Here is an 18,601-nt window from a genome sequence, read left to right as displayed (position 1 = left end):
GTCAGCAGCACAAGCGCCCGGCGGAGGCGCTGCACGCGGTGCCGCAGCCGCCCTCGGTGAGCGGAGGGGGAGGCGGGTTGCAGCCCGACGCGGCGAGGATGGATTCGAGGGTGATGTCCGCTTCCGCGTACTCACCGCTGGCGAACAGCGGGCCCGCCGGGTTGTCCCATCCTTCGACGAGCTGCGTACCGCTCCGCCATCCGGCCACGATCCGGTCGGCCTGCTCCGGGGTCAGTTTGGGCATGAGATCGGTCCCTTCCTTGAGCCGTACGATCCGCTCAAGATGCTGCCAACCGACGTTGCAAATCCGTTGCAGCCGGGACGTCGAGCGTGGGATCAGTCTTCTTCCGCCTGGACTTCCGCCAGGACGCGCTGGGCTACGGCGAAGGCGGCGTTGGCGGCCGGGACCCCGCAGTAGATCGCCGTCTGCAGGAGCACCTCGCCGATCTCGTCGCGGGTCAGGCCGTTGCGCAGGGCCGCGCGCACATGCATGGCCAGCTCGTCCAGGTGGCCGCGGGCGACCAGGGCGGTCAGAGTGATACAGCTGCGGGTACGGCGGTCGAGGCCGGGCCGGTTCCAGACCTCGTCCCAGGCGTAGCGGGTGATGAGGTGCTGGAAGTCGCGGGCGAAGCCGGTGGTGGCGGCGACGGCCCGGTCCACGTGGGCGTCGCCGAGCACCTCGCGCCTGGTACGCATCCCGGCCGCGTAACCGGAGTCGCCCCCCAGGTGGCCGACGATCGCGGACGTGACAGTGTCGGCCCGCTCCACGCTCGCCAGATGGGCCGCGCCGGGCACCACGCGCAGCAGCGCCCCCGGGATGCCTTGGGCCAGCGTCAGAGCCTGGTCCAAGGGCGTGGCCGGGTCGTCGGCCCCCGCGACGATCAGCGTGGGGGCGGTGATGGCGGCCAGGCGTCCGGTCAGGTCGCAGGAGGCGATGGCGGTGCAGCAGGCCGCGTACGACTCGGCGTCCACGTGTTCCAGCATGTCCGTCACCCAGCGGCCGTCGTAGCCGGCGGTGAACCAGCGGCCCGCCAGCACCGGGGCGAGCTGGGCCACGCCGGAGGCACGTACCAGTGCCGCCCGCTCCAGCCACGGCCCCGGCTCCCCGAACCGCGCCGACGTGCAGCAGAGCACCAGACTCCGCACCCGCCCGTGCTGACCGGGCTGCTGCTGGCCGGGCTGCTGCTGGCCGGGCTGCTGCTGGCCGGGCTGCTGCTGGCCGGCCGCGATCGCGGTGGCGATCGCGCCGCCGAGCGAGATGCCGCCGACCGCGAACTCTCCGTCCTGTACGTCCTCTACGGCGTCCACCAGGTCCAGTACGGCGCGTGCCAGGTCGTCGATCGTCAGGCCGGAGGCGGCGGGGGCCGAGCCGCCATGGCCCGGCAGGTCGTACCGGAGCACCCGCCACGACTGGGTGAGCGCGCTCAGCTGCGGCTGCCAGATGTCGAGCGTGGTGCCGAGTGACGGCCCGAGAACCAGCAACGGCGCTCCGGCGGGACCGTCGACGCGGTGATGCAGCTTCATGCTCACGATCACTTCCGGTAGTCGGAGGGGACGCGGCGCTGGCGGTAGTCGGCCAGGAGGCGATCGACGAGTTCCGGCGCGGCGCCCAGGTAGCCCTCGGGGTCGAGCAGTTCCTCCGGTCCCTCCAGCGGGCCCGGACGGCTCAGCGCCTCGTCGAGGGCGTCGCGGCCGAGGTGGACCGCGAGCCGTTCGGACACGATGCGCCCGCCGGTCAGGCGGGCGTTGCCCCGCATCCTGTCGGGGAACACCTGAAGCCCGCCCACCAGCTCGGCGGCCGTCTCCGCGGCGCCGCCGGTCAGACGGAGGCATTCGCGCAGCGGCGACCACTCCGCCTGCCAGGCGCCCGCGGCCCGCTCGTGCTCCCCCGCCTGTCCCAGCAGCTGGGCGTACGCGGGCACCTGAAGCGCCGCCGACCGGATCAGCACCGACAGGGCGGGGTTGCGCTTCTGCGGCATGGCCGAAGAGCTGCCCCGGGACGACTCGGCCACCTCGCCGACCTCGGTCTGGGCCATGAGGATCACGTCGGTCGCCACCTTGCCCAGCGCTCGCGCCGTACCGGCCAGGGCCGCGCCCAGCTCGGCGACCACGGACCGCTCGGCATGCCACGGCGCGAGCGGAGCGACCAGCCCGAGCTCCTCGGCATACAACTCAACCAGCCGAAGCACCCGCACCTGCGCACTCTCACCACCACCGGACTCGGCCTGGGCAGTGCGGCCGGGCTCAGCATCGGCGCCACCACCGGGTTCCGCGTCGTCGGCACAGGGGGATTCGGCGTCGTCGGCACGGCCGGGCTCGGCGTGGCCGGGCCGGGCGGGCCGGCTGGGCTCGGCGTGGGCGGGCCGGGCGGTTTCGGCGTCGGTGGTGCGGGCGGTTTCGACGAGGGCGGCCAGGGTGCCGGCCGCGCCGCCGAGCTGGGCGGGCAGGCGTAGCGCGCCCAGTCGGTCGCGGGCGTGCAGGAGGCCGGTCAGCCAGCCCGCCGCCTTCAGCCCGAACGTCGTCGGGACCGCCTGCTGGCCCAGCGTGCGAGCCGCCATCAGCGTGTCGCGATGCCGCTCCGCCAGCTCGGCGAGCACGTCCATGACCTCGTCCAGCTCCGCCACGATCAGGTCGACGGCACGCGATGCGACCAGCATGGCAGCCGTGTCACAGATGTCCTGGCTGGTAGCCCCCCGATGAACGAACACGGCCGCCCCTCTGCCCCCGAAGGCCTCTCGCGCATCCTCAGCGCCTCCTGTAGCGGCGGCACCGGTGCCTGCTCCGGCCCCGGAGGCCACCCCTGCTCCGGCCTCGGCGGCACCGGAAGCGGCGATTTCGGAAGCGGCGGTTTCGGAGGCGGCGGTGCTGGAGGCTTCGGCGGCGGTGACGGCTTTTCGTAGGTCGGCGACCAGGGGGACGACGGGGTTGGCGGCCTGTCTGGCTCGCTGGGCGAGGTCCGGTAGGTCCGCGGTGAACTCCGAGGCCACCCGGTCGATCAGGGTGGCCGCCGCGCCGGGGATCAGCCCGGCGCGCCCCTGCGCACGAGCCAGCGCCGCCTCGGCGTCCAGCATGGCGCGCAGCCAGGCCGCGTCCGACGTCACCGCCTCCACCCGGGTGCCCGCCCGCACCGGCGCCAGCAACCCGCTGTCGACAGCAGCCCCGCCAGCGCCCTCGCCGGAAGCCCCGCCAGCGGTCCCGTCAGAAGTCAAGGAACACCGTCTCCCCATCCCCCTGGAGCCGCACGTCGAACCGGTACCGGTCCCCCGACCCCGTCGCGATCAGTGTCCCCCGCCGTTCCGGCTCCAAGCCGTCCAGCAGCGGATCCGGCCGATCCTCCAGGTAGACGCGGGTCAGCAACGACCGCAGCAACCCCCGCGCGAACACCTGCAGCGACAGGTACGCCCCCTCAGGCCGGACCGTACGGAAGCGAAACGAACCATCCGGAGCCGTGGCGCAGCGCCCGAAGCCGGACACCTCCCCGTCTCCCCGCACCAGCGCGCCGCGGTCGCCCGTGCGCCCCAGCCAGAGTTCCAGCAGCGCGTCCGGCACCGGCTCGCCGGCGCCGTCCAGGACAAGTCCGGTCAGCATGATCGCGCCCGCGTGCCCGGGAGGCACCAGCTCCCAATCGTGCGGGTACGGCAGCGCGTGGCTGAAGAACGGCCCCACGGTCTGGGAGGGCGTGAGCTTCATGAAGGCTCCGTCCTGGGAGGGCGTGAGGTTCATGACGGCTCCATCGGGGTTCGGCCCAGCACGATGTCGAAGGAGTAGCCCAGCGACCATTCGGGCTCGGTCAGCTCCATGGAGAAGGCCGAGACGAGGCGCTGCCTGGCCGGTTCGTCGGGGATCGACTGGAGGATCGGGTCGAAGGGCATCAGCGGGTCGCCGGGGAAGTACATCTGCGTGACGAGCCGCTCGGTGAAGGCCCGCCCGAACACCGAGAAGTGCAGGTGCGCCGGCCGCCACGCGTTGTGGTGGTTGCGCCAGGGATAGGCGCCGGGCTTGATCGTGACGAACCGGTAGCGGCCGTCCTCGTCGGTGAGGCAGCGGCCGGCGCCGGTGAAGTTCGGGTCGAGGGGGGCGGGGTGCTGGTCGCGTTCGTGGGCGTAGCGGCCGGCGGCGTTGGCCTGCCAGAGCTCCACCAGCGTGCCGCGGACCGGTCTTCCGGCGGAGTCCAGGATGCGGCCCGTGACGGAGATGCGCTCACCGAGCGGCTCCCCGGCGTGCTGCCTGGTCAGGTCGGAGTCGAGCGAGCCGACCTCGTCGTGGCCGAAGACCGGGCCGGTCAGCTCGATCGCGTCGGGATCGCTCCTGAACGCCACCGGCGGCCGCGCGGGCGCGCGCAGGATCGTGCTGCGGTAGCCGGGGCTCAGGTAAGGAGGATGGGTCATGGCCGCCCTTCGAAGTTGATCATGGAAGCCCCACGTAGTTCTCCGCCAGCGTCGTCGCTGCCGCCTCGGAGGAGGTCACGTAGTCCAGATAGGACAGCTGCAGCCGCCGCCCGTAGTCGTCGTCGGAGTCGAACGTGTGCAGCAGAGTCGTCATCCACCAGGAGAAATGCTGGGCCCGCCAGACCCGCTTCAGGCAGGACTCGGAGTAGGCGTCGAGCAGGTCGGCCGATCCGGTGGAGAAGAACCGGTCCAGCGCCTCGGTCAGGACGCGTACGTCGGCCACGGCGAGGTTCAGCCCCTTCGCGCCGGTGGGCGGCACGATGTGGGCGGCATCGCCGGCGAGGTAGAGGCGGCCGTACTGCATGGGCTCGGCGACGAAGGCCCGCATCGGCGTGACGCCCCTGTCGAAGATCTCGCCGGTCTCGAGAACGAAGCCGGGTACGGTCTCCAGCCGCGCCTTCAGCTCGGCCCAGATCCGCTCGTCCGGCCACTCCGCCACGGTGGCGTCGGGCGGGACCTGGAGGTAGAAGCGGCTGACCGTGGGCGAGCGCATGCTGTGCAGCGCGAAGCCGCGCTTGGTCCTGGCGTAGATGAGCTCCTCGGACGAGGGCGCCACCCGGGCCAGGATGCCGAGCCAGGCGAAGGGATACTCCCGCTCGAACAGCCGCAGAACGCTCGGCGGGATGGACGGCCTGGACACGCCGTGGAAGCCGTCGCAACCGGCGATCACGTCGCAGTCGAGCCGCTCGCCGCCGAACGTCAGGTACGGCTCGGCCGCCGGCCCGTGCACGGCCACGTCCTCGATCTCGAACCGCACGTCACCGCCCGCCTCCAGCCTGGCGGCGATCAGGTCCTTGACCACCTCCTGCTGGCCGTACACGGTGATGGTCCGGCCGGGCACCAGCTTCTCGAAGGCGATGCGGTGGCTCTGCCCGCCGTACCTGAGCTCGATGCCCCGGTGTGGCAGGCCCTCGCGCAGCAGCCGCGCGCCGACGCCCGCCTCGACCAGCGTGTCCACCGTTCCCTGCTCCAGTACGCCGGCGCGCACACGGCGCTCCACGTACGCGCGACCACGCTTCTCCAGCACCACGGAGGAGATGCCGCGCAGGTGGAGCAGGTGGGACAGCAGCAGACCGGCGGGCCCTGCCCCGATGATCCCTACCTGAGTGCGCATGAGGGAAGCATCCTGCTTCGGCGGCCGATTGTTCGAGGCACCTCTTCCACTGAGCGGAAGAATTGTGCAGGATTTGCGGTATGTCAGGTGGATCCCAGGGACGTACGGTGACCTCCAAGGTGCTCGCCATCCTGGGCGCGTTCGACTCCGGGCACCCGCAGCTCACGCTGACGGACCTGGCCAGGCGCAGCGGCGTGCCGCTGAGCACGGTCCACCGGCTGGTCGGCGAGCTGGAGGAGTGGCAGGCGCTGAGCCGCGCGCCCGATGGACGGCTGCGCATCGGGCTGCGGCTGTGGGAGCTCGGCCAGCTCGCGCCCGCCAAGCTTCAGGATCTGGCCCATCCGTGGCTGCAGGAGCTGTTCGCGAGCACCGGCGAGAACGTGCACCTGGCCGTCCGTGACGGCTTGGAGGTCCTGTACGTGGACAAGGTGGCCGGGCGGCGGGCCGTGCCGATCGTGTCCAGGACGGGCGGGCGGCTGCCCATGCATCCGACGGGCGTCGGCAAGGCCCTGCTCGCCTACGAGCCCGAGTGGTTCGTCCGGTCGTACCTGGACCGCGTGCTCGAACGGCCGACCCCGCACACGATCACCGAGCCGGGGCGGCTGGCCCGCGAGCTGGCCACCGTACGCGGTCAGGGGTACGCGCTGACGTACGAGGAGATGACGCTCGGCTCCTGCTCGGCGGCGGCCCCGGTCCTCGTCGACGGCCGGGCCGTCGCCGCGCTCGGCATGGTGCTGTCCTCCAGGCGCGCCCGCGAGCTCCCCCGGCTGGTCGAGCCCCTGCTGACCGCCGCGAACGGGATCGCCAGAGCGTGCGCCGCCGCGCCATAGCCCGTGCCCAAGACTGCCCGCCGCCCTTGCCCAGACCTGCCCGCACACCATAACGTGCTCCGGTAAGCGCTTTCCAAAGGTCTCCAAAGGAGGTCGCCCGTGCCGTCCCCCCTGCGCGTCGCCGTCGTCGGCGGCGGCGCGATCGCGAGCTTCGCGCACATGCCCGCCTTCCAGGAGCTGTCTGACGACTTCGAGGTGGTCGCCGTCGTGGACGCGACCGCCGAGCTGGCCCAGGCGTTCGCCGACCGGTTCGGCGTGCCGTACGCCTCGGACGATCTCGAAGGCATGCTCGCCGAGGTACGCCCCGACCTGGTGGACGTCTGCAGCCCGCCCTCGCTGCACGCCGCACAGGTGTCGGCCGCGCTGCGCGCGGGCGCGTGGGTGTGGTGCGAGAAGCCGCCGTGCCTGTCGCTGGCCGAGTACGACGCCATGGTCGCGGCCGAGCAGGAGGGCGGGCCGTACGCGGCGATCGTGTTCCAGCAGCGGTTCGGCTCCGGCGCGCAACACCTGCGGCGGCTGATCGAGAAGGGCGCGCTCGGCACCCCGTACGTCGCGCACTGCCAGACCACCTGGTACCGCGACGACGCCTACTACGCGGTGCCGTGGCGCGGGCGCTGGGAGACCGAGGGCGGCGGCCCCGCGATGGGCCACGGCATCCACCAGCTCGACCTGCTGCTGGAGCTGCTCGGCGAGTGGAGCGAGGTACGCGCCATGGCGGCCAGGCTGGCGCGTGACGTCGAGACCGACGACGTCACGACCGCGCTGGTCCGCTTCGAGTCGGGCGCCCTGGCCACGGTGGTCAACAGCGTGCTGTCGCCACGGCAGGTCAGCCACCTGCGCATCGACCTCGCCGACGCCACGCTGGAGCTGACCCACCTGTACGGCTACGCCAACGACGACTGGACCTGCACCCCGGCCGAGCACGCCGGCCAGATCGACTGGCCGCCCGCCGAGGACGAGCCCACCTCCCACCTGAAGCAGCTGCGGGCCCTGGTGACGGACCTGCGCGCGGGCCGGCGGCCCCGGGCCAGCGGGCGGGACGGGCGCCGGTCGCTGGAGCTGATCACCGCCATGTACAAGGCGGCGCTGACCGGCGGCACGGTACGCGCGGGCGAGGTCGGCCCCGGCGATCCCTTCTACCGCAGCCTGCACGGCGACACTCCCGGATGGAGCCCCTCATGAGCGCGATCGTCTTCGAGGCGCACGGCGTGGAGCTGATGCGTTACGTCCACGAGCCCGACCCGCAGCCGTTCGAGGCGCCCAAGCCGTACGTCCACCCGCTGCGTACGCTGGCCGGTGACGTGGTGACCTCCTACCGGCCGCACGACCACCGCTGGCACAAGGGCCTGCAGCTGACCGCCTCGCACGTGTCCGGCCAGAACTTCTGGGGCGGCGGCACCTTCGTCCGCGAGGAGAAGCGCTACATCGACCTGGACAACAACGGCACGATGCGCCACGACACCCTCGACGTACGCGAAGACGGCCTGTCGGGGCAGCTGACCTGGCGCAGTTCGCGCGGCGAGCCCTGGGTGGAGGAGCGGCGCGAGCTCACCGTCGAGGCGGTCGATCCGGCCAACGGCTCCTGGGAGCTGGTCTGGCACACGACGCTCACCGGCCTGCGCGAGGAGCCGCTGCGTTTCGGCAGCCCCACCACGCACGGCCGCCCGCTCGCCGGATACAGCGGCCTGTTCTGGCGCGGCCCGCGCTCGTTCACCGGCGGCGAGGTGCTCGGCCCCGACGGGATGGGCGGCGAGGAGATGATGGGGCAGCGGGCCCGCTGGCTGGCCTACCAGGGGCGGCACGACGAGGTGGACCGGTCGTCCACGCTGATCTTCGTACCGGAGCCGGGGCCGGAGTCGCACTGGTTCGTGCGCAGTGGCCCGTTCGCCGCTGTCAACCCCTCATGGGCCTTCCACCAGGAGTTCGAGCTGGCGCGCGGGCAGACGATCTCCCGCCGCTACCGGATCGTGCTGGCGACCGGCTGGTGGGGCACCGAGCGGATCGAGGAGCACCTGGCCAAGCGCCGAGCCGCCGACTAGCCGCTGACTCGCCGGCTAGTCGCCGAGCCGCTGGATCCCGCCGCAGCCCCGGGCCCAGCCGGCGAAGTCGCCCGCCGGCTCGGGGAAGCGCACGCCATGCTCGGGGTAGCCGAGGACCATCTGCTCCCAGAGGATCTGGCCGAGCGAGCGGTTGTTGTTGATGACGACCTTGACCGGCAGCCGCTGCTGGGCGGCGGTGAGGAACTCGGCCATGAGCATGTCGACGCCCCACTCGGCAAGCCGCTCTACCAGGGATTCCGCTGCTATGCGTGCCATGACAGCGGCCCTATCCCTGACTGGGGTAGACAGACCCTTTGACCAAGCATGCGCTGAATTTCGTTGTCATTTCGGGAGAATTCCCAGGCTGCGGGTAGGGGCGGGGAATGCACATTCTGGTCACGGGGGCAACCGGCATGCTGGGCAAAGCCGTGGTGCCCACACTCCTCAGGACGGGTCACACGGTGCGGGCGTTGAGCCGCGAGGCGCACTCAGGCCGGGACGTCGAGTGGGTATGGGGTGACCTGACCTGGGGCAAAGGCATCTACAGCGCTGTGCGGGACGTCGATGCGATCATCCATCTCGCCACTTTCGCCCGCAAGGCGCACCGGGCCGGCTCCGTCGACGTCGCGGGCACCACGGTGCTGCTCGACGCGGCCAAGGAGGCCGGGGTGCCGCACCTGGTGTTCACCTCGATCGTCGGCGTCGACCAGGCCGCGACCGGGTATCTCGAGGACAAGCTCGAAGCCGAGCGGCTGATCAGGGAGAGCGGGATCGGCTGGACGATCCTCCGCTCCACCAGCTTCCACCAGCACCTCGACCAGCTGCTCCGGGAGCTGGCCGCCGCTTTCCCGGCGATCCCGGTGGACCGCACGCTCCCCTGGCAGCCGGTGGACCGCTCCGAGGTCGCCGTGTATCTGACCGACCTGGTGGCCGCCGGTCCCGAGCGGGGCGTGATCGAATACGGCGGGCCCGAGGTGATCGGCATGGACGAGGTGGTCAGACCCTGGCTGCAGGCCAGGCGGCTGCGCCGCCTGCTGCTGCCGGTGCGCTATCCGGGCGGCAGGTGGGCCGCCCAGCGGGCCGGCTGGCACACCACGGACGCCACGCCGCTGGGGCGGATCAGCTGGCGCGACCACCTCTTCCCCGCCCCGCCCGAGCCGTCGGACGACTTCGCCATCGAGCACACCGCCTCGCCGACCAGCCCGGCCACCCAGCCGGACCTCGACCCGAACGCGCACGTCTACGGCGGAGACGACGGCTACGAACGCCCGACCCGCGCCTGACCGACCCACACTTAACCCGCGCCTGCCCCGCCGCAGGTCCAAGAGACCCCAGCCTCAGGTCCAGGGGTCGTAGTCGACCTCCAGCGGCTCCTGGGCCGGTCGCTGAGCCTCCGGCACGTGCTGGAGGTTGACCCGGATGCGATACCACACACTGCTGCGCCCGCGCATGCCGTCGACCAGCACGTCGGCGGGCTGGAGGTGCCCGGCCACCTCGGGATGCCTGGCCTTCCACCGCTCGAACCCGGCCTGCGCCTCGTCCTTGTGCTGTGCCCTGGCGATCTCGACGACGGGAAGATCCTCCCGCTCGGGGGCGGGCCCCTGCGACTCGGCCAGCTCCAGCAGCGACTCCAGGCCGCCCGGGTGCAGGTCCATGTCCGCCCAGGGGTCGCCGAGTTCGGCGAACCTCTTGGGGACGGTGTCGATCGTGTAGTCACCCGGCCGGCAGCCCGGCACCTCGTCCCAGGTCAGCGGCGTGGAGACGCGGGCGTCGGCGACCGGCCTGACCGAGTAGGCGGAGGCGACCGTGCGGTCATAGGCGTTCTGGTTGTAGTCGACGAACACGCCGTGCCGCTGCTCCTTCCACCATCGGCTGGTGGCCACCTCGGGGGCGCGCCGCTCGACCTCCCGGGCCACCGCCTCGGCCGCCCGGCGCACCTCGGCGAACGTCCAGCGCGGCTCGATGCGGGCGTACACATGGAAGCCCCGCGATCCCGACGTCTTCGGCCAGGCGGTCAGGCCGTGGTCGGCCAGCACCTCGCGGGAGACCTGCGCCGTGCGCAGCACGTCGCCCCAGCGCACGCCCGGCACCGGGTCGAGGTCGATGCGCAGCTCGTCGGGGTGGGCCAGGTCGGCGGCCAGCACCGGGTGCGGGTTGAGGTCGACGCACCCCAGGTTGACCGCCCACACGATGTGGGCCGTCTCGGTCGCGACGACCTCCTCGGCGCTGCGCCCGGAGCGGTAGCGGAGCTCGGCCACCTGGATCCAGTCGGGCCGCTTGGCGGGCGCGCGCTTCTGGAAGAACGCCTCCTCCTCGATGCCGTGCACGAACCGCTTGAGCACCATCGGCCGTCCCTGGACGCCGCGCAGCGCGCCTTCGCCGACCGCCTGGTAGTAGCGGATCAGGTCGAGCTTGGTGTGTCCGCCGGCGGGGAACACCACCTTGTCGGGATTGGTGATGCGGACTTCGCGCCCCGCGACCTCGATGTCAGGCATGAGGGTCACGATACGGGGCGCCCCCGACAGATCAGCTTCGGCTCCGCGCCTCCCAATACGCCAAGCCGAGCCGCCGGTGCGTGTCGATCGCCACCCGCCGGTGCTCGTCCGCCTCCTCGGTACGGCCCAGGCGTACGGCCAGCGCCGCGAGGACGTCGCGGACCGAGCCCCAGGCGCCGCTGCCCATGCCCATGACGATGAGCTGGTCGGCGACGGGCAACAGCCGTTCGTACAGATCCCCCGGGTCAGGTGTGCCGAGCCGGGCGGCGATAAGGCCCCAGATCGGGAACAGGAACCCTCCCGACCAGTCGTCCCGCAGCTCCGTACCCCACCGCGCGATCAGCGCCCTGGCCAGTTCCTCCTTGCCCACGTCGAGGGCGGCCAGGATGGCGAGCGGCCGCATCGGTGTCATCTGCGGGAGGTCGCTCGCGGCGATGAGGTCGTCGACGATCTCGGCCACCCGGCCCTGGCCGCGTCGGCACGTGTAGAGCGTGGCCAGTCGGCGGGCTTCCGCGCCCCATGGGCTGGCACCGTACTTGAGGTCGGGGAACTCAGCGACCAGCGCCTCCGCCTCGGCCCAGCGGCCGTGCAGGGTGTGTCCGCCCGTCTGCGCGACCCGGACCATGGCTTCCAGCTCGGGGCGGCGTACCTCCTCCAGGACCCGCTCGCAGCGGGCGAGCTCGCGCTCCCACTCGGCCAGGTCCGCCGCGCGGAGCAGGCAGGACATCCGCAGGCCGCCGGCCACCAGCCGGGCCTCCCTGGTCAGCCCCGGAATGGCCAGCATCTCATCGGCGGCGCGCAGCCGGGCGGGGTTGTTCCCCATGACGAACCCGGCGATCAGGTAGTTGTTCAGCGTCCTGGCCAGCAGCGCCGGGTCGCCCAGCGCGCGGGCCAGCGCCACGGCGTCCGCGGCGAGCAGTTCGCCCTCGGCGCGACGGGGGCCGTAGTGGAGCTCGACGCCGAGCGTGCCCAGCAGCGTGGCCCTGGCGTGGTCGTCGAGCGGGCCCGCCAGCAGATCCTCCAGAACCGACACCATCTGCTCATCCACCACGCCGTACGGCCGCCAGTTCCACACCGACAGCCCGCCGAACGCCGATACCGCCGTCACCAGCGCGTCGCGGTCCCCGAGCCGCTTGGCCGCCGCGATCGCCTCCGTCAGGTCGCGCATGGCGCCGTCGGCGTCGCCCACGGTACGGCGGGCCTGGCCGAGCTCGGTCAGCAGGTGGCAGCGATCGGCCGAGTCGCCGGGCGGCAACTGCGCGACCGCCAGTTCCCAGAACGTGACCGACTCGGTGTAGCCGTGTCGGGCCACCGCCTCCCGTGCCGCGGCGACGGCATAGGCCACCGCCCGCTTCGCGCCGCCCAGCTTCGCGGCCGCGGCGAAGTGGCCGGCCAGCTGGGCGGGGTCGGCGCCGGGCAGGGTCTCCAGGTACGTACCGGCCCGCAGGTGCAGCCGGGCTCTGGCCAGCCGGGTGAGTCCCGCGTCCAGCGCCTGGCGTACCAGGGCGTGCGAGAACCGGTAGTCGGCGGGCCGCGCGTCCTCGGTCAGCAGGCCGACGGCCAGGGCGGGCTCGGCGAGGGTCATGACCTCCTCGACCGGCCGCTCGGTGAGCGCGGCCAGCAGGTCGACGGTCACCTCCCGGCCCGCCACCGCGGCGGCTCGCAGCAGGTCCTGCGTGGCGGCGGGCAGCCGGGCGAGCCGCCGGTCGATGACATCGCGGGCACCGGCCGGGACCAGGTCCCGCTCGCTCTCCGGCAGCAGGAGCAGCTCGGTCAGATAGAACGGGTTGCCGCCCGAGCGGTCGAGCATCGCCACCGGATCCGCCTCCACGTGGCGCAGGCGCAGGTAGTCGAGCACCTCGCCGGCGTCGAACGGGGCCAGCGGCACCCGGTGGCTCTCCCGCGCCAGCGCGCCCAGCGTCTCGCGCAGCTGCTCGGGGTGATCGCCCGGCTCGGGCCTGAGCGTGACGACGACGAGTGTGGAGGTACGGGCGAGCTCACCGGCGACGTAGCTGAGCAGCCTCAGCGACGAGATGTCGGCCCAGTGCACGTCCTCCAGCACCAGCAGGAGCGGGCCGCCACGCAGTCGCGACACCACGCCGTCGTACAGGTCGAACAGCTCGGCCTGCGGTTGCGCGGGGATCAGCCCGGCCTGGGTCCAGGGCCAGAAGGGCGGGGCCGTCTCGCCGTCCAGGCAGCGTCCCCAGGCCGTCTGGAAGCCGCGTGCGGCGGCCACCTCGGCGGCGGCGCGCGCCAGGCTGGTCTTGCCGATGCCCGCCTCGCCGGTCACCAGCAGCAGGCCGCCCCTCCCCCGGCGGGCCTCGGCCAGCAGCTCCTCGACCAGGTGCAACTGGCCGTCCCGCGCGATCAACCGCTGACCGGCCCTGTCTCGACCGCTGACCACGTCGTCCGCCGTCGTACCGCTTCGAGCGGGGGTCTGGGCGGTGAAGGCTGTCTGGGTGGTGAAGGCGGTCTGCGTGGTGAAGGCGGTCGGGGCGGTGAGGCCGGGTGCGGTGAGGGTCATCAGGTCGGGCGACTGGTCGAACACCGCCTGCTCCAGCCGCTTCAGCTCCGGCCCCGGCTCGATGCCCAGCTCGCCGTCCAGCAGCGACCGTACCCGGCGCAGCGCCCCGAGAGCGTCCGCCTGCCGGCCCGCCCGGTAGAGCGCCAGCACCAGCAGCGCCCACGCCCGCTCCCGGTAGGGATGCGCCTCGACCAGTGCCTCCAGGTCCGGCAGCCCGGCCTCGCCGAGCGCGAGCCGCGCCTCGAACCGGTCCTCGGCCGCTCCCAGCCGCAGCTCCTCCAGCCGGTGTACGGCCCGCCGCGCGAACTCCAGGTCGGCGAACTCCCCCAGCAGCTCGCCCCGCCACAGCCCGAGCCCCCGGTCGAGCACCTCCAGCGCCTCGGCGTACCTGCCGCCGCGCAGCACCCGCCGCCCGTCCTCGGCCAGCACGGTGAAGCGGCCCGCGTCGACCTGTCCCGGCGCGATGTCGAGCAGGTAGCCGGGCTCGCGGGTGAGCAGCAGCCGGGGCGGCGTGCGCGGCTTCCTGCCGGGTTCCAGCACCCGGCGCAGGTGGGAGACGTACGCCTGGAGGGTCGCCGTCGCCTTGGCCGGCGCCTCCCCGGCCCACAGCTCCTCGATCAGCCGGTCGAGCGGTACCACCCGCCCTGGTGAGAGGGCCAGCACGGCGAGCACGGCCCGCTGCTTGCGCGTGCCGAGATCGAGCCGAACACCATCGGCGGAGTCGACCTCAAGCCGGCCGAACAGACGGACATCCACAAACCCCAAGTCAACCCCAAATCCCCCTCAAATGGTAAAACGCACACTTGGTCCCATGAATGACATCAAAGTGAACGGCACCCTTCTGCTCCCCGGCGACCCGGGCTTCGACGAGGCCCGCAAGCCCTGGAACCTGGCGGTGGACCAGCCGGTGCGCGCGGTGGTCGAGGCGGCCGACGCCGACGACGTGGCCGCCGTGGTGAGCTACGCGCGGCTCAACGGCCTGGCGGTCACCGCCCAGCCGAGCGGCCACGGCGCCTCCGGCGACACCGACGGGACGATCCTGCTCAAGACCACGCACTTGGGCGGCGTGAGCATCGAGGACGGTGTCGCGCGGGTCGGCGCGGGCGTGAAGTGGGGCGAGGTGCTGGCGGCCGCGGGCCCGCTCGGCCTCACGGGCCTGGCGGGCAGCTCGCCGGTGGTGAGCGTGACCGGCTACACGCTCGGCGGCGGTTTGAGCTGGTTCGGGCGCAGGTACGGTTTCGCGGCCGACAGCGTGCGCGCCTTCGAGGCGGTCGACGCCGCCGGGGACCGCGTCAGAGTGACGGCGGAGTCGGATCCGGAGCTGTTCTGGGCGTTGCGGGGTGGCGGCGGCGACTTCGCCTTGGTCACCTCGCTGGAGTTCGGCCTGAACCCGGCCCCTGAGCTGTTCGGCGGGCGGATGATGTGGCCGGTCGAGCGGGCTCGGGAGGTGTTCGACGCCTTCGCCGAGACCACCGCCGAGGCGCCGGAGGAGCTGACGCTCTGGTTCGACCTGCTGAAGTTCCCCGGCGCTCCGGGACTCGTCGCCGTCGACGCCACCTTCCTCGGTGAGCACCCCGGCGCCCTGCTGCGCCGCTTCGAGCGGATCGGCGGGCTGATCAGCGACACCCGGCGGCCGACGCCGGTGGCCGAGCTGGGCTCGATCTGCGCCGAGCCCACGGACCCGAGCCCGGGTTCTGGCCGGTTCGAGCTGCTCACGGGGCTGGCGGGCGTGGCGGACGTGCTGCTCGGCGCGCCGATCGACCCGCTGATCAGTGTGCAGGTCCGGCACCTGGGCGGGGCGCTGGCCCGGCCCGCCGAAGGTGGCGGCGCCGTGGGGTACCTGGCCGAGCCGTACTCCGTCTACATGTTCGGACGGCCGACGCCGGACACGGCCGAGCGCATCACCGACCTGACGAAGGCGCTCGTGCCGCACACGAGCGGACGTAAGTCGTACACGATGCTGACTCAGGGCGAACGCGCCGCCTCCGCCTTCCCCGCGAGCACGCTCGCCCGGCTGCGCGACCTCAAGCGGGCCCGCGACCCGCACGGCGTGATCCGCGCGAACTTCCCCGTGCTGGGGTAACCACCGGGGTCGCTAGAAGGTGCCGTGACGGCCCGCGCCCGCCGCGAAGCGGGCGGCGCCGCCGGCCGCGTCGGGCAGGGACACCAGCCCGTGGCGCAGCTCGTTCCGCATCGCCTCCCGCTCCGGCAGCCCATCCTGCTCCAGCGCCGACAGCCGGTCGCCGCGCAGGCAGGTCTGCGGGAAGCCGGCGATCTCGCGGGCCAGCTCCTCCGCCTGGCGCCTGGCCGTACCGGGCGGGACGACGCGGTTGGCCAGGCCCATCTCGTACGCCTCGCGGGCGCCGACCGGACGGCCGGTGAGGATCAGGTCCATGGCCCGGGAGGCGCCGATGAGCCGTGGGAGCCGCACGGTGCCGCCGTCGATGAGCGGCACGCCGAAGCGGCGGCAGAACACCCCGAACACCGCGTCCTCCTCCGCCACCCGCAGGTCGCACCAGAGCGCCAGCTCCAGCCCGCCCGCGACGGCGTGCCCGGCGACGGCGGCGACGACCGGCTTGGACAGGCGCATCCTGGTCGGGCCCATCGGCCCGTCGCCCTCCTCGCCGACGTGGTTGTCGAGCGTCTTCAGGTCGGCGCCCGAGCAGAACGTGCCGCCCTCACCCCACAGCACGGCCACCGCGGCGTCGGACTCCTCGAACGCCCGGAACGCGTCCACCAACGCGTCGGCGCTCTTGCGGTCGACCGCGTTGCGGACCTCCGGTCTGCTCAGTATTACGGTCGTGACCTGGCCTTCTCGCTCCATGCGTACGGTCATGGCTGCCTCCGTGATGGGTGGTCGCCGGAACGTGAGCGTACGGCGGCACCGGAGGTCACGCCAGCGCCCGATCCCTTGCGGCATACGGCTACCCGTATCCGGACCTTATTCTCACGAGAACGTCTTCAGCCGGTCAGCGTGCGGCGGGACCGGGCCAGGGCGAGCCCGCCGAGGATCATGCCGCTCAGCCCTACTACCAGGGCTATGTAGCCCCCGACTATTCCGTAGCCGGTGCCGGGACCACCCTTGGCGGCGGCCACGACCAGCCCGCCGATGACCACGCCGGCCGACCCCGTCACCAGGGCCACGATGGCCCCCCTTCTCCCGGTGCCGGAGCCGATACGACCGGCTGAGCGTGCCAGGGCCAGCCCGCCGATGACCACGCCGATCAGTCCCAGCAGCGCGGCCACCAGGGACCAGAGACGCCCGGCGGTCATGGCATAGGCGCTGACGGGGTCCGGCTGGACCAGGGCGTGCGCGGCTTCGGGGATGGCGAGCGCGAAAGCCGGTGGCAGGGCGGTCGTGGTGGCGGCGAACAGATGATGGACGGACATGAGGTGCTCCTTCTCCTCCTGCGACTGGGGCGTCACCTGATCATGTCCGCCGCACCCATCGCCGGTCGTCGTGCGGAGGTGGGCTATTCGCGCTGCCGCCGATGCCGCAGCCGGCTACCTCGGACGCCGCAGGAGCCGTGAAAGTACCGCGGCCGCGGTAGGCGGCCGACCATCCGTGGGCAGGAGTTGCCCGCGCGAACATCCGGTTAGGGTGCGCGCATGAGCACAGGACGGTTCGTTGGCCGGGCAGGCGTCACAGACTGGGTGATCGCCGTCGGCGTGGCGGTGACGCTGCTGGTCACCGGGGTGTTCTGGCAGCGCTCCGGCACCTACCTCGACCTGCTCGGCTGCGCGCTGCTGATGGCGGGCGGCCTGGCGCTGGCCGCACGCCGCCGGGCGCCGGTTCTCGTCCTGGCCGTCACCGGGGTGTGCGCGGTGGGTTACCAGGCGGCCGGTTTCGACGTGCCCGCTGTCGCGTACCTGTTCGCGGTGTACGCCGCCGTACGGGCGGGGCACCGCGCCATCACGGTGGCGGCGAGCGTGATCATGCTGGCCGCTCTCCCCCTCGCCGCCCTGGCCTCGGGCCTGCACGACACGGGCGAGGCGTTCGCGCAGGCCCGAGGCGCCCTCGAGATCGCCTGGCTGGTCGCGGCCGGCGCCGCCGGTGCCGCCGGTGAGGCGCTGCGGCAGGCCGAGCGGCGGGCGGAGGAAGCGGAGCGGACCCGGGAGGAGACCGCGCGGCGCCGCGCCGACGAGGAGCGGCTGCACATCGCGCGGGAGCTGCACGATTCGCTCACCCACCAGATCTCGATCATCAAGGTGCAGGCCGAAGTCGCCGTCCACGTGGCCCGCAAACGGGGCGAACAGGTGCCGCCGGCCCTGCTGGCGATCCTGGAGGCCGGTCGTGAGGCGGCCCGGGAACTGCGCGCGACCCTGGAGGCGCTGCGCGACGACGACACGGCCCCGCCGCGTGGGCTCGACCACATCGCGGAGCTGGTGGAACGGGCTCGGACGACCGGCCTGGACGCGACGCTGACGATCGAGGGACAACGACATGACGTGCCGGACGCGGTGGACCGGACCGCGTACCGGATCGTTCAGGAGTCGCTGACCAACATCGCCCGGCACGCCGCCGCCGCGACGGCGTCGGTCCGGATCGACTACCGTCCCGACAGCCGCCGATGGGATGGAGGGCCTGGCCCTGGTCAAGGAGCACCGGCCCGACGTCGCGCTCATCGACATCCAGATGCCGGTTCTCGACGGCATCGAGGCGACCCGGCGGATCGCCGCGGACCCGGCCCTGGCCGGGGTGCACGTCGTCATCCTGACCAACTACGGCCTGGACGAATACGTCTTCAACGCGCTGCGTGCCGGCGCGGCCGGATTCCTCGTCAAGGACATCGTGCCGGAAGACTTCCTGCACGCCGTACGCGTCGCCGCGCGCGGTGACGCCCTGCTCGCACCGTCGATCACCCGCAAGCTGATCGACCGGTACGTCACCCAGCCGCTCCACATCGGCACCGGCGCGGCCCTGAACGAGCTGACCAACCGCGAACGCGAGGCCGTCGCCCTGGTCGCGCGGGGCCTGTCCAACGACCAGATCGCCGACCGCATGGTGATCAGCTCGCAGACCGCGAAAACCCACATCAACCGGGCCATGGCCAAGCTGCACGCCCGCGACCGTGCCCAACTCGTGGTCCTCGCCTACGAAAGCGGCCTGGTAGCCCCGGGCAAGTCCTGACATCTGTGCACTCCACGTGG

Annotated in this window: 16 protein-coding genes and 2 pseudogenes; 7 read left to right on the top strand and 11 right to left on the bottom strand. The window is 72.7% G+C overall.

The genetic code is table 11. The annotated features are described in order from the left end of the window. Window position 1 precedes the first annotated feature (1 nt). The 6 genes from AB0B61_RS36035 to AB0B61_RS36010 all read right to left on the bottom strand — a co-directional run bounded on the left by AB0B61_RS36035 (window position 2) and on the right by AB0B61_RS36010 (window position 5,562). Window positions 2–244, bottom strand: a complete 243-nt coding sequence (locus AB0B61_RS36035) for a DUF6229 family protein (protein WP_357951270.1) — start codon at window positions 242–244, stop codon at window positions 2–4. A gap of 92 nt (window positions 245–336) precedes the next feature. Then, entirely contained in the window at window positions 337–1,524 is a 1,188-nt protein-coding gene (gene pcaC, locus AB0B61_RS36030) for a 4-carboxymuconolactone decarboxylase (protein ID WP_358441918.1), read from the bottom strand. Between the two features lie 8 nt (window positions 1,525–1,532). Further along, a complete protein-coding gene (locus AB0B61_RS36025; protein ID WP_358441739.1) occupies window positions 1,533–3,209 on the bottom strand; it encodes a lyase family protein in 1,677 nt (558 codons plus the stop codon). Continuing rightward, a complete protein-coding gene (locus tag AB0B61_RS36020; protein ID WP_358441737.1) occupies window positions 3,199–3,723 on the bottom strand; it encodes a protocatechuate 3,4-dioxygenase subunit alpha in 525 nt (174 codons plus the stop codon). Before AB0B61_RS36020 ends, AB0B61_RS36025 begins: the two co-directional genes overlap by 11 nt. Continuing rightward, window positions 3,720–4,388, bottom strand: coding sequence for a protocatechuate 3,4-dioxygenase subunit beta (gene pcaH, locus AB0B61_RS36015; RefSeq protein WP_358441735.1), 669 nt, complete (start codon window positions 4,386–4,388; stop codon window positions 3,720–3,722). The genes AB0B61_RS36020 and pcaH overlap by 4 nt, the downstream gene beginning before the upstream one ends. Window positions 4,389–4,407: 19 nt before the next feature. Further along, window positions 4,408–5,562, bottom strand: coding sequence for a 4-hydroxybenzoate 3-monooxygenase (locus AB0B61_RS36010; protein WP_358441733.1), 1,155 nt, complete (start codon window positions 5,560–5,562; stop codon window positions 4,408–4,410). 80 nt (window positions 5,563–5,642) lie between these two features. Between AB0B61_RS36010 and AB0B61_RS36005 the strand changes: the two genes are divergently transcribed. From AB0B61_RS36005 to AB0B61_RS35995, 3 genes are all read left to right on the top strand, one after another. Next, window positions 5,643–6,392, top strand: coding sequence for an IclR family transcriptional regulator (locus AB0B61_RS36005; protein ID WP_358441731.1), 750 nt, complete (start codon window positions 5,643–5,645; stop codon window positions 6,390–6,392). Window positions 6,393–6,491: 99 nt separating this feature from the next. Beyond that, a complete protein-coding gene (locus AB0B61_RS36000) occupies window positions 6,492–7,574 on the top strand; it encodes a Gfo/Idh/MocA family oxidoreductase (protein WP_358441729.1) in 1,083 nt (360 codons plus the stop codon). Further along, on the top strand, window positions 7,571–8,431 hold the full coding sequence (locus tag AB0B61_RS35995; protein WP_358441727.1) for a PmoA family protein: 861 nt from the start codon (window positions 7,571–7,573) through the stop codon (window positions 8,429–8,431). The genes AB0B61_RS36000 and AB0B61_RS35995 overlap by 4 nt, the downstream gene beginning before the upstream one ends. Before the next feature lie 15 nt (window positions 8,432–8,446). Here AB0B61_RS35995 and AB0B61_RS35990 read toward each other — a convergent pair whose 3' ends face one another. Continuing rightward, window positions 8,447–8,707 carry a thiamine pyrophosphate-dependent enzyme gene (locus tag AB0B61_RS35990; protein WP_358441725.1) on the bottom strand — a complete coding sequence of 87 codons (261 nt, stop codon included), beginning with the start codon at window positions 8,705–8,707 and terminating at the stop codon, window positions 8,447–8,449. A 107-nt stretch (window positions 8,708–8,814) separates the two neighbouring features. On the opposite strand from AB0B61_RS35990, the gene AB0B61_RS35985 reads away from it, so the two are divergent. Further along, complete coding sequence (locus AB0B61_RS35985; RefSeq protein ID WP_358441723.1) at window positions 8,815–9,714, top strand: NAD(P)H-binding protein; 900 nt, start codon at window positions 8,815–8,817, stop codon at window positions 9,712–9,714. 54 nt (window positions 9,715–9,768) lie between these two features. On the opposite strand, the gene ligD is transcribed toward AB0B61_RS35985, so the two are convergent. Together ligD and AB0B61_RS35975 are read right to left on the bottom strand one after the other, a co-directional pair. After that, window positions 9,769–10,926 (bottom strand): non-homologous end-joining DNA ligase, encoded by a 1,158-nt coding sequence (ligD, locus tag AB0B61_RS35980; protein WP_358441720.1) that lies wholly within the window; start codon window positions 10,924–10,926, stop codon window positions 9,769–9,771. A gap of 31 nt (window positions 10,927–10,957) precedes the next feature. Next, window positions 10,958–14,206 carry a BTAD domain-containing putative transcriptional regulator gene (locus AB0B61_RS35975; RefSeq protein ID WP_358441717.1) on the bottom strand — a complete coding sequence of 1,083 codons (3,249 nt, stop codon included), beginning with the start codon at window positions 14,204–14,206 and terminating at the stop codon, window positions 10,958–10,960. A gap of 55 nt (window positions 14,207–14,261) precedes the next feature. On the opposite strand from AB0B61_RS35975, the gene AB0B61_RS35970 reads away from it, so the two are divergent. Further along, window positions 14,262–15,533: an FAD-binding protein gene (locus AB0B61_RS35970; protein ID WP_358441715.1), complete on the top strand. Its 1,272-nt coding sequence runs from the start codon at window positions 14,262–14,264 to the stop codon at window positions 15,531–15,533. A gap of 12 nt (window positions 15,534–15,545) precedes the next feature. Here AB0B61_RS35970 and AB0B61_RS35965 read toward each other — a convergent pair whose 3' ends face one another. Together AB0B61_RS35965 and AB0B61_RS35960 are read right to left on the bottom strand one after the other, a co-directional pair. After that, a complete protein-coding gene (locus tag AB0B61_RS35965) occupies window positions 15,546–16,286 on the bottom strand; it encodes a crotonase/enoyl-CoA hydratase family protein (protein WP_358441712.1) in 741 nt (246 codons plus the stop codon). A gap of 125 nt (window positions 16,287–16,411) precedes the next feature. Next, window positions 16,412–16,840, bottom strand: coding sequence for a DUF6223 family protein (locus AB0B61_RS35960; RefSeq protein ID WP_358441709.1), 429 nt, complete (start codon window positions 16,838–16,840; stop codon window positions 16,412–16,414). Between the two features lie 219 nt (window positions 16,841–17,059). On the opposite strand from AB0B61_RS35960, the pseudogene AB0B61_RS35955 reads away from it, so the two are divergent. Together AB0B61_RS35955 and AB0B61_RS35950 are read left to right on the top strand one after the other, a co-directional pair. Beyond that, window positions 17,060–17,782: pseudogene (locus tag AB0B61_RS35955) on the top strand (histidine kinase dimerization/phosphoacceptor domain-containing protein); the annotation flags it as partial. Window positions 17,783–18,014: 232 nt separating this feature from the next. After that, window positions 18,015–18,581: pseudogene (locus AB0B61_RS35950) on the top strand (response regulator transcription factor); the annotation flags it as partial. Window positions 18,582–18,601 lie beyond the last annotated feature (20 nt).

It is taken from the genome of Nonomuraea sp. NPDC049158, from assembly GCF_040648335.1.
Taxonomy (GTDB): Bacteria; Actinomycetota; Actinomycetes; order Streptosporangiales; family Streptosporangiaceae; genus Nonomuraea.
This window is presented reverse-complemented; position numbering and strand designations above follow the sequence as displayed.

Coding starts and splice junctions, on each gene's coding strand:
- AB0B61_RS36035 (WP_357951270.1), bottom strand. CDS start 244: ATGCCCAAACTGACCCCGGAGCAGGCCGACCGGATCGTGGCCGGATGG.
- pcaC (WP_358441918.1), bottom strand. CDS start 1,524: ATGAAGCTGCATCACCGCGTCGACGGTCCCGCCGGAGCGCCGTTGCTG.
- AB0B61_RS36020 (WP_358441737.1), bottom strand. CDS start 3,723: ATGAACCTCACGCCCTCCCAGGACGGAGCCTTCATGAAGCTCACGCCC.
- pcaH (WP_358441735.1), bottom strand. CDS start 4,388: ATGACCCATCCTCCTTACCTGAGCCCCGGCTACCGCAGCACGATCCTG.
- AB0B61_RS36010 (WP_358441733.1), bottom strand. CDS start 5,562: ATGCGCACTCAGGTAGGGATCATCGGGGCAGGGCCCGCCGGTCTGCTG.
- AB0B61_RS36005 (WP_358441731.1), top strand. CDS start 5,643: ATGTCAGGTGGATCCCAGGGACGTACGGTGACCTCCAAGGTGCTCGCC.
- AB0B61_RS35995 (WP_358441727.1), top strand. CDS start 7,571: ATGAGCGCGATCGTCTTCGAGGCGCACGGCGTGGAGCTGATGCGTTAC.
- AB0B61_RS35990 (WP_358441725.1), bottom strand. CDS start 8,707: ATGGCACGCATAGCAGCGGAATCCCTGGTAGAGCGGCTTGCCGAGTGG.
- AB0B61_RS35985 (WP_358441723.1), top strand. CDS start 8,815: ATGCACATTCTGGTCACGGGGGCAACCGGCATGCTGGGCAAAGCCGTG.
- ligD (WP_358441720.1), bottom strand. CDS start 10,926: ATGCCTGACATCGAGGTCGCGGGGCGCGAAGTCCGCATCACCAATCCC.
- AB0B61_RS35970 (WP_358441715.1), top strand. CDS start 14,262: ATGAATGACATCAAAGTGAACGGCACCCTTCTGCTCCCCGGCGACCCG.
- AB0B61_RS35965 (WP_358441712.1), bottom strand. CDS start 16,286: ATGACCGTACGCATGGAGCGAGAAGGCCAGGTCACGACCGTAATACTG.
- AB0B61_RS35960 (WP_358441709.1), bottom strand. CDS start 16,840: ATGTCCGTCCATCATCTGTTCGCCGCCACCACGACCGCCCTGCCACCG.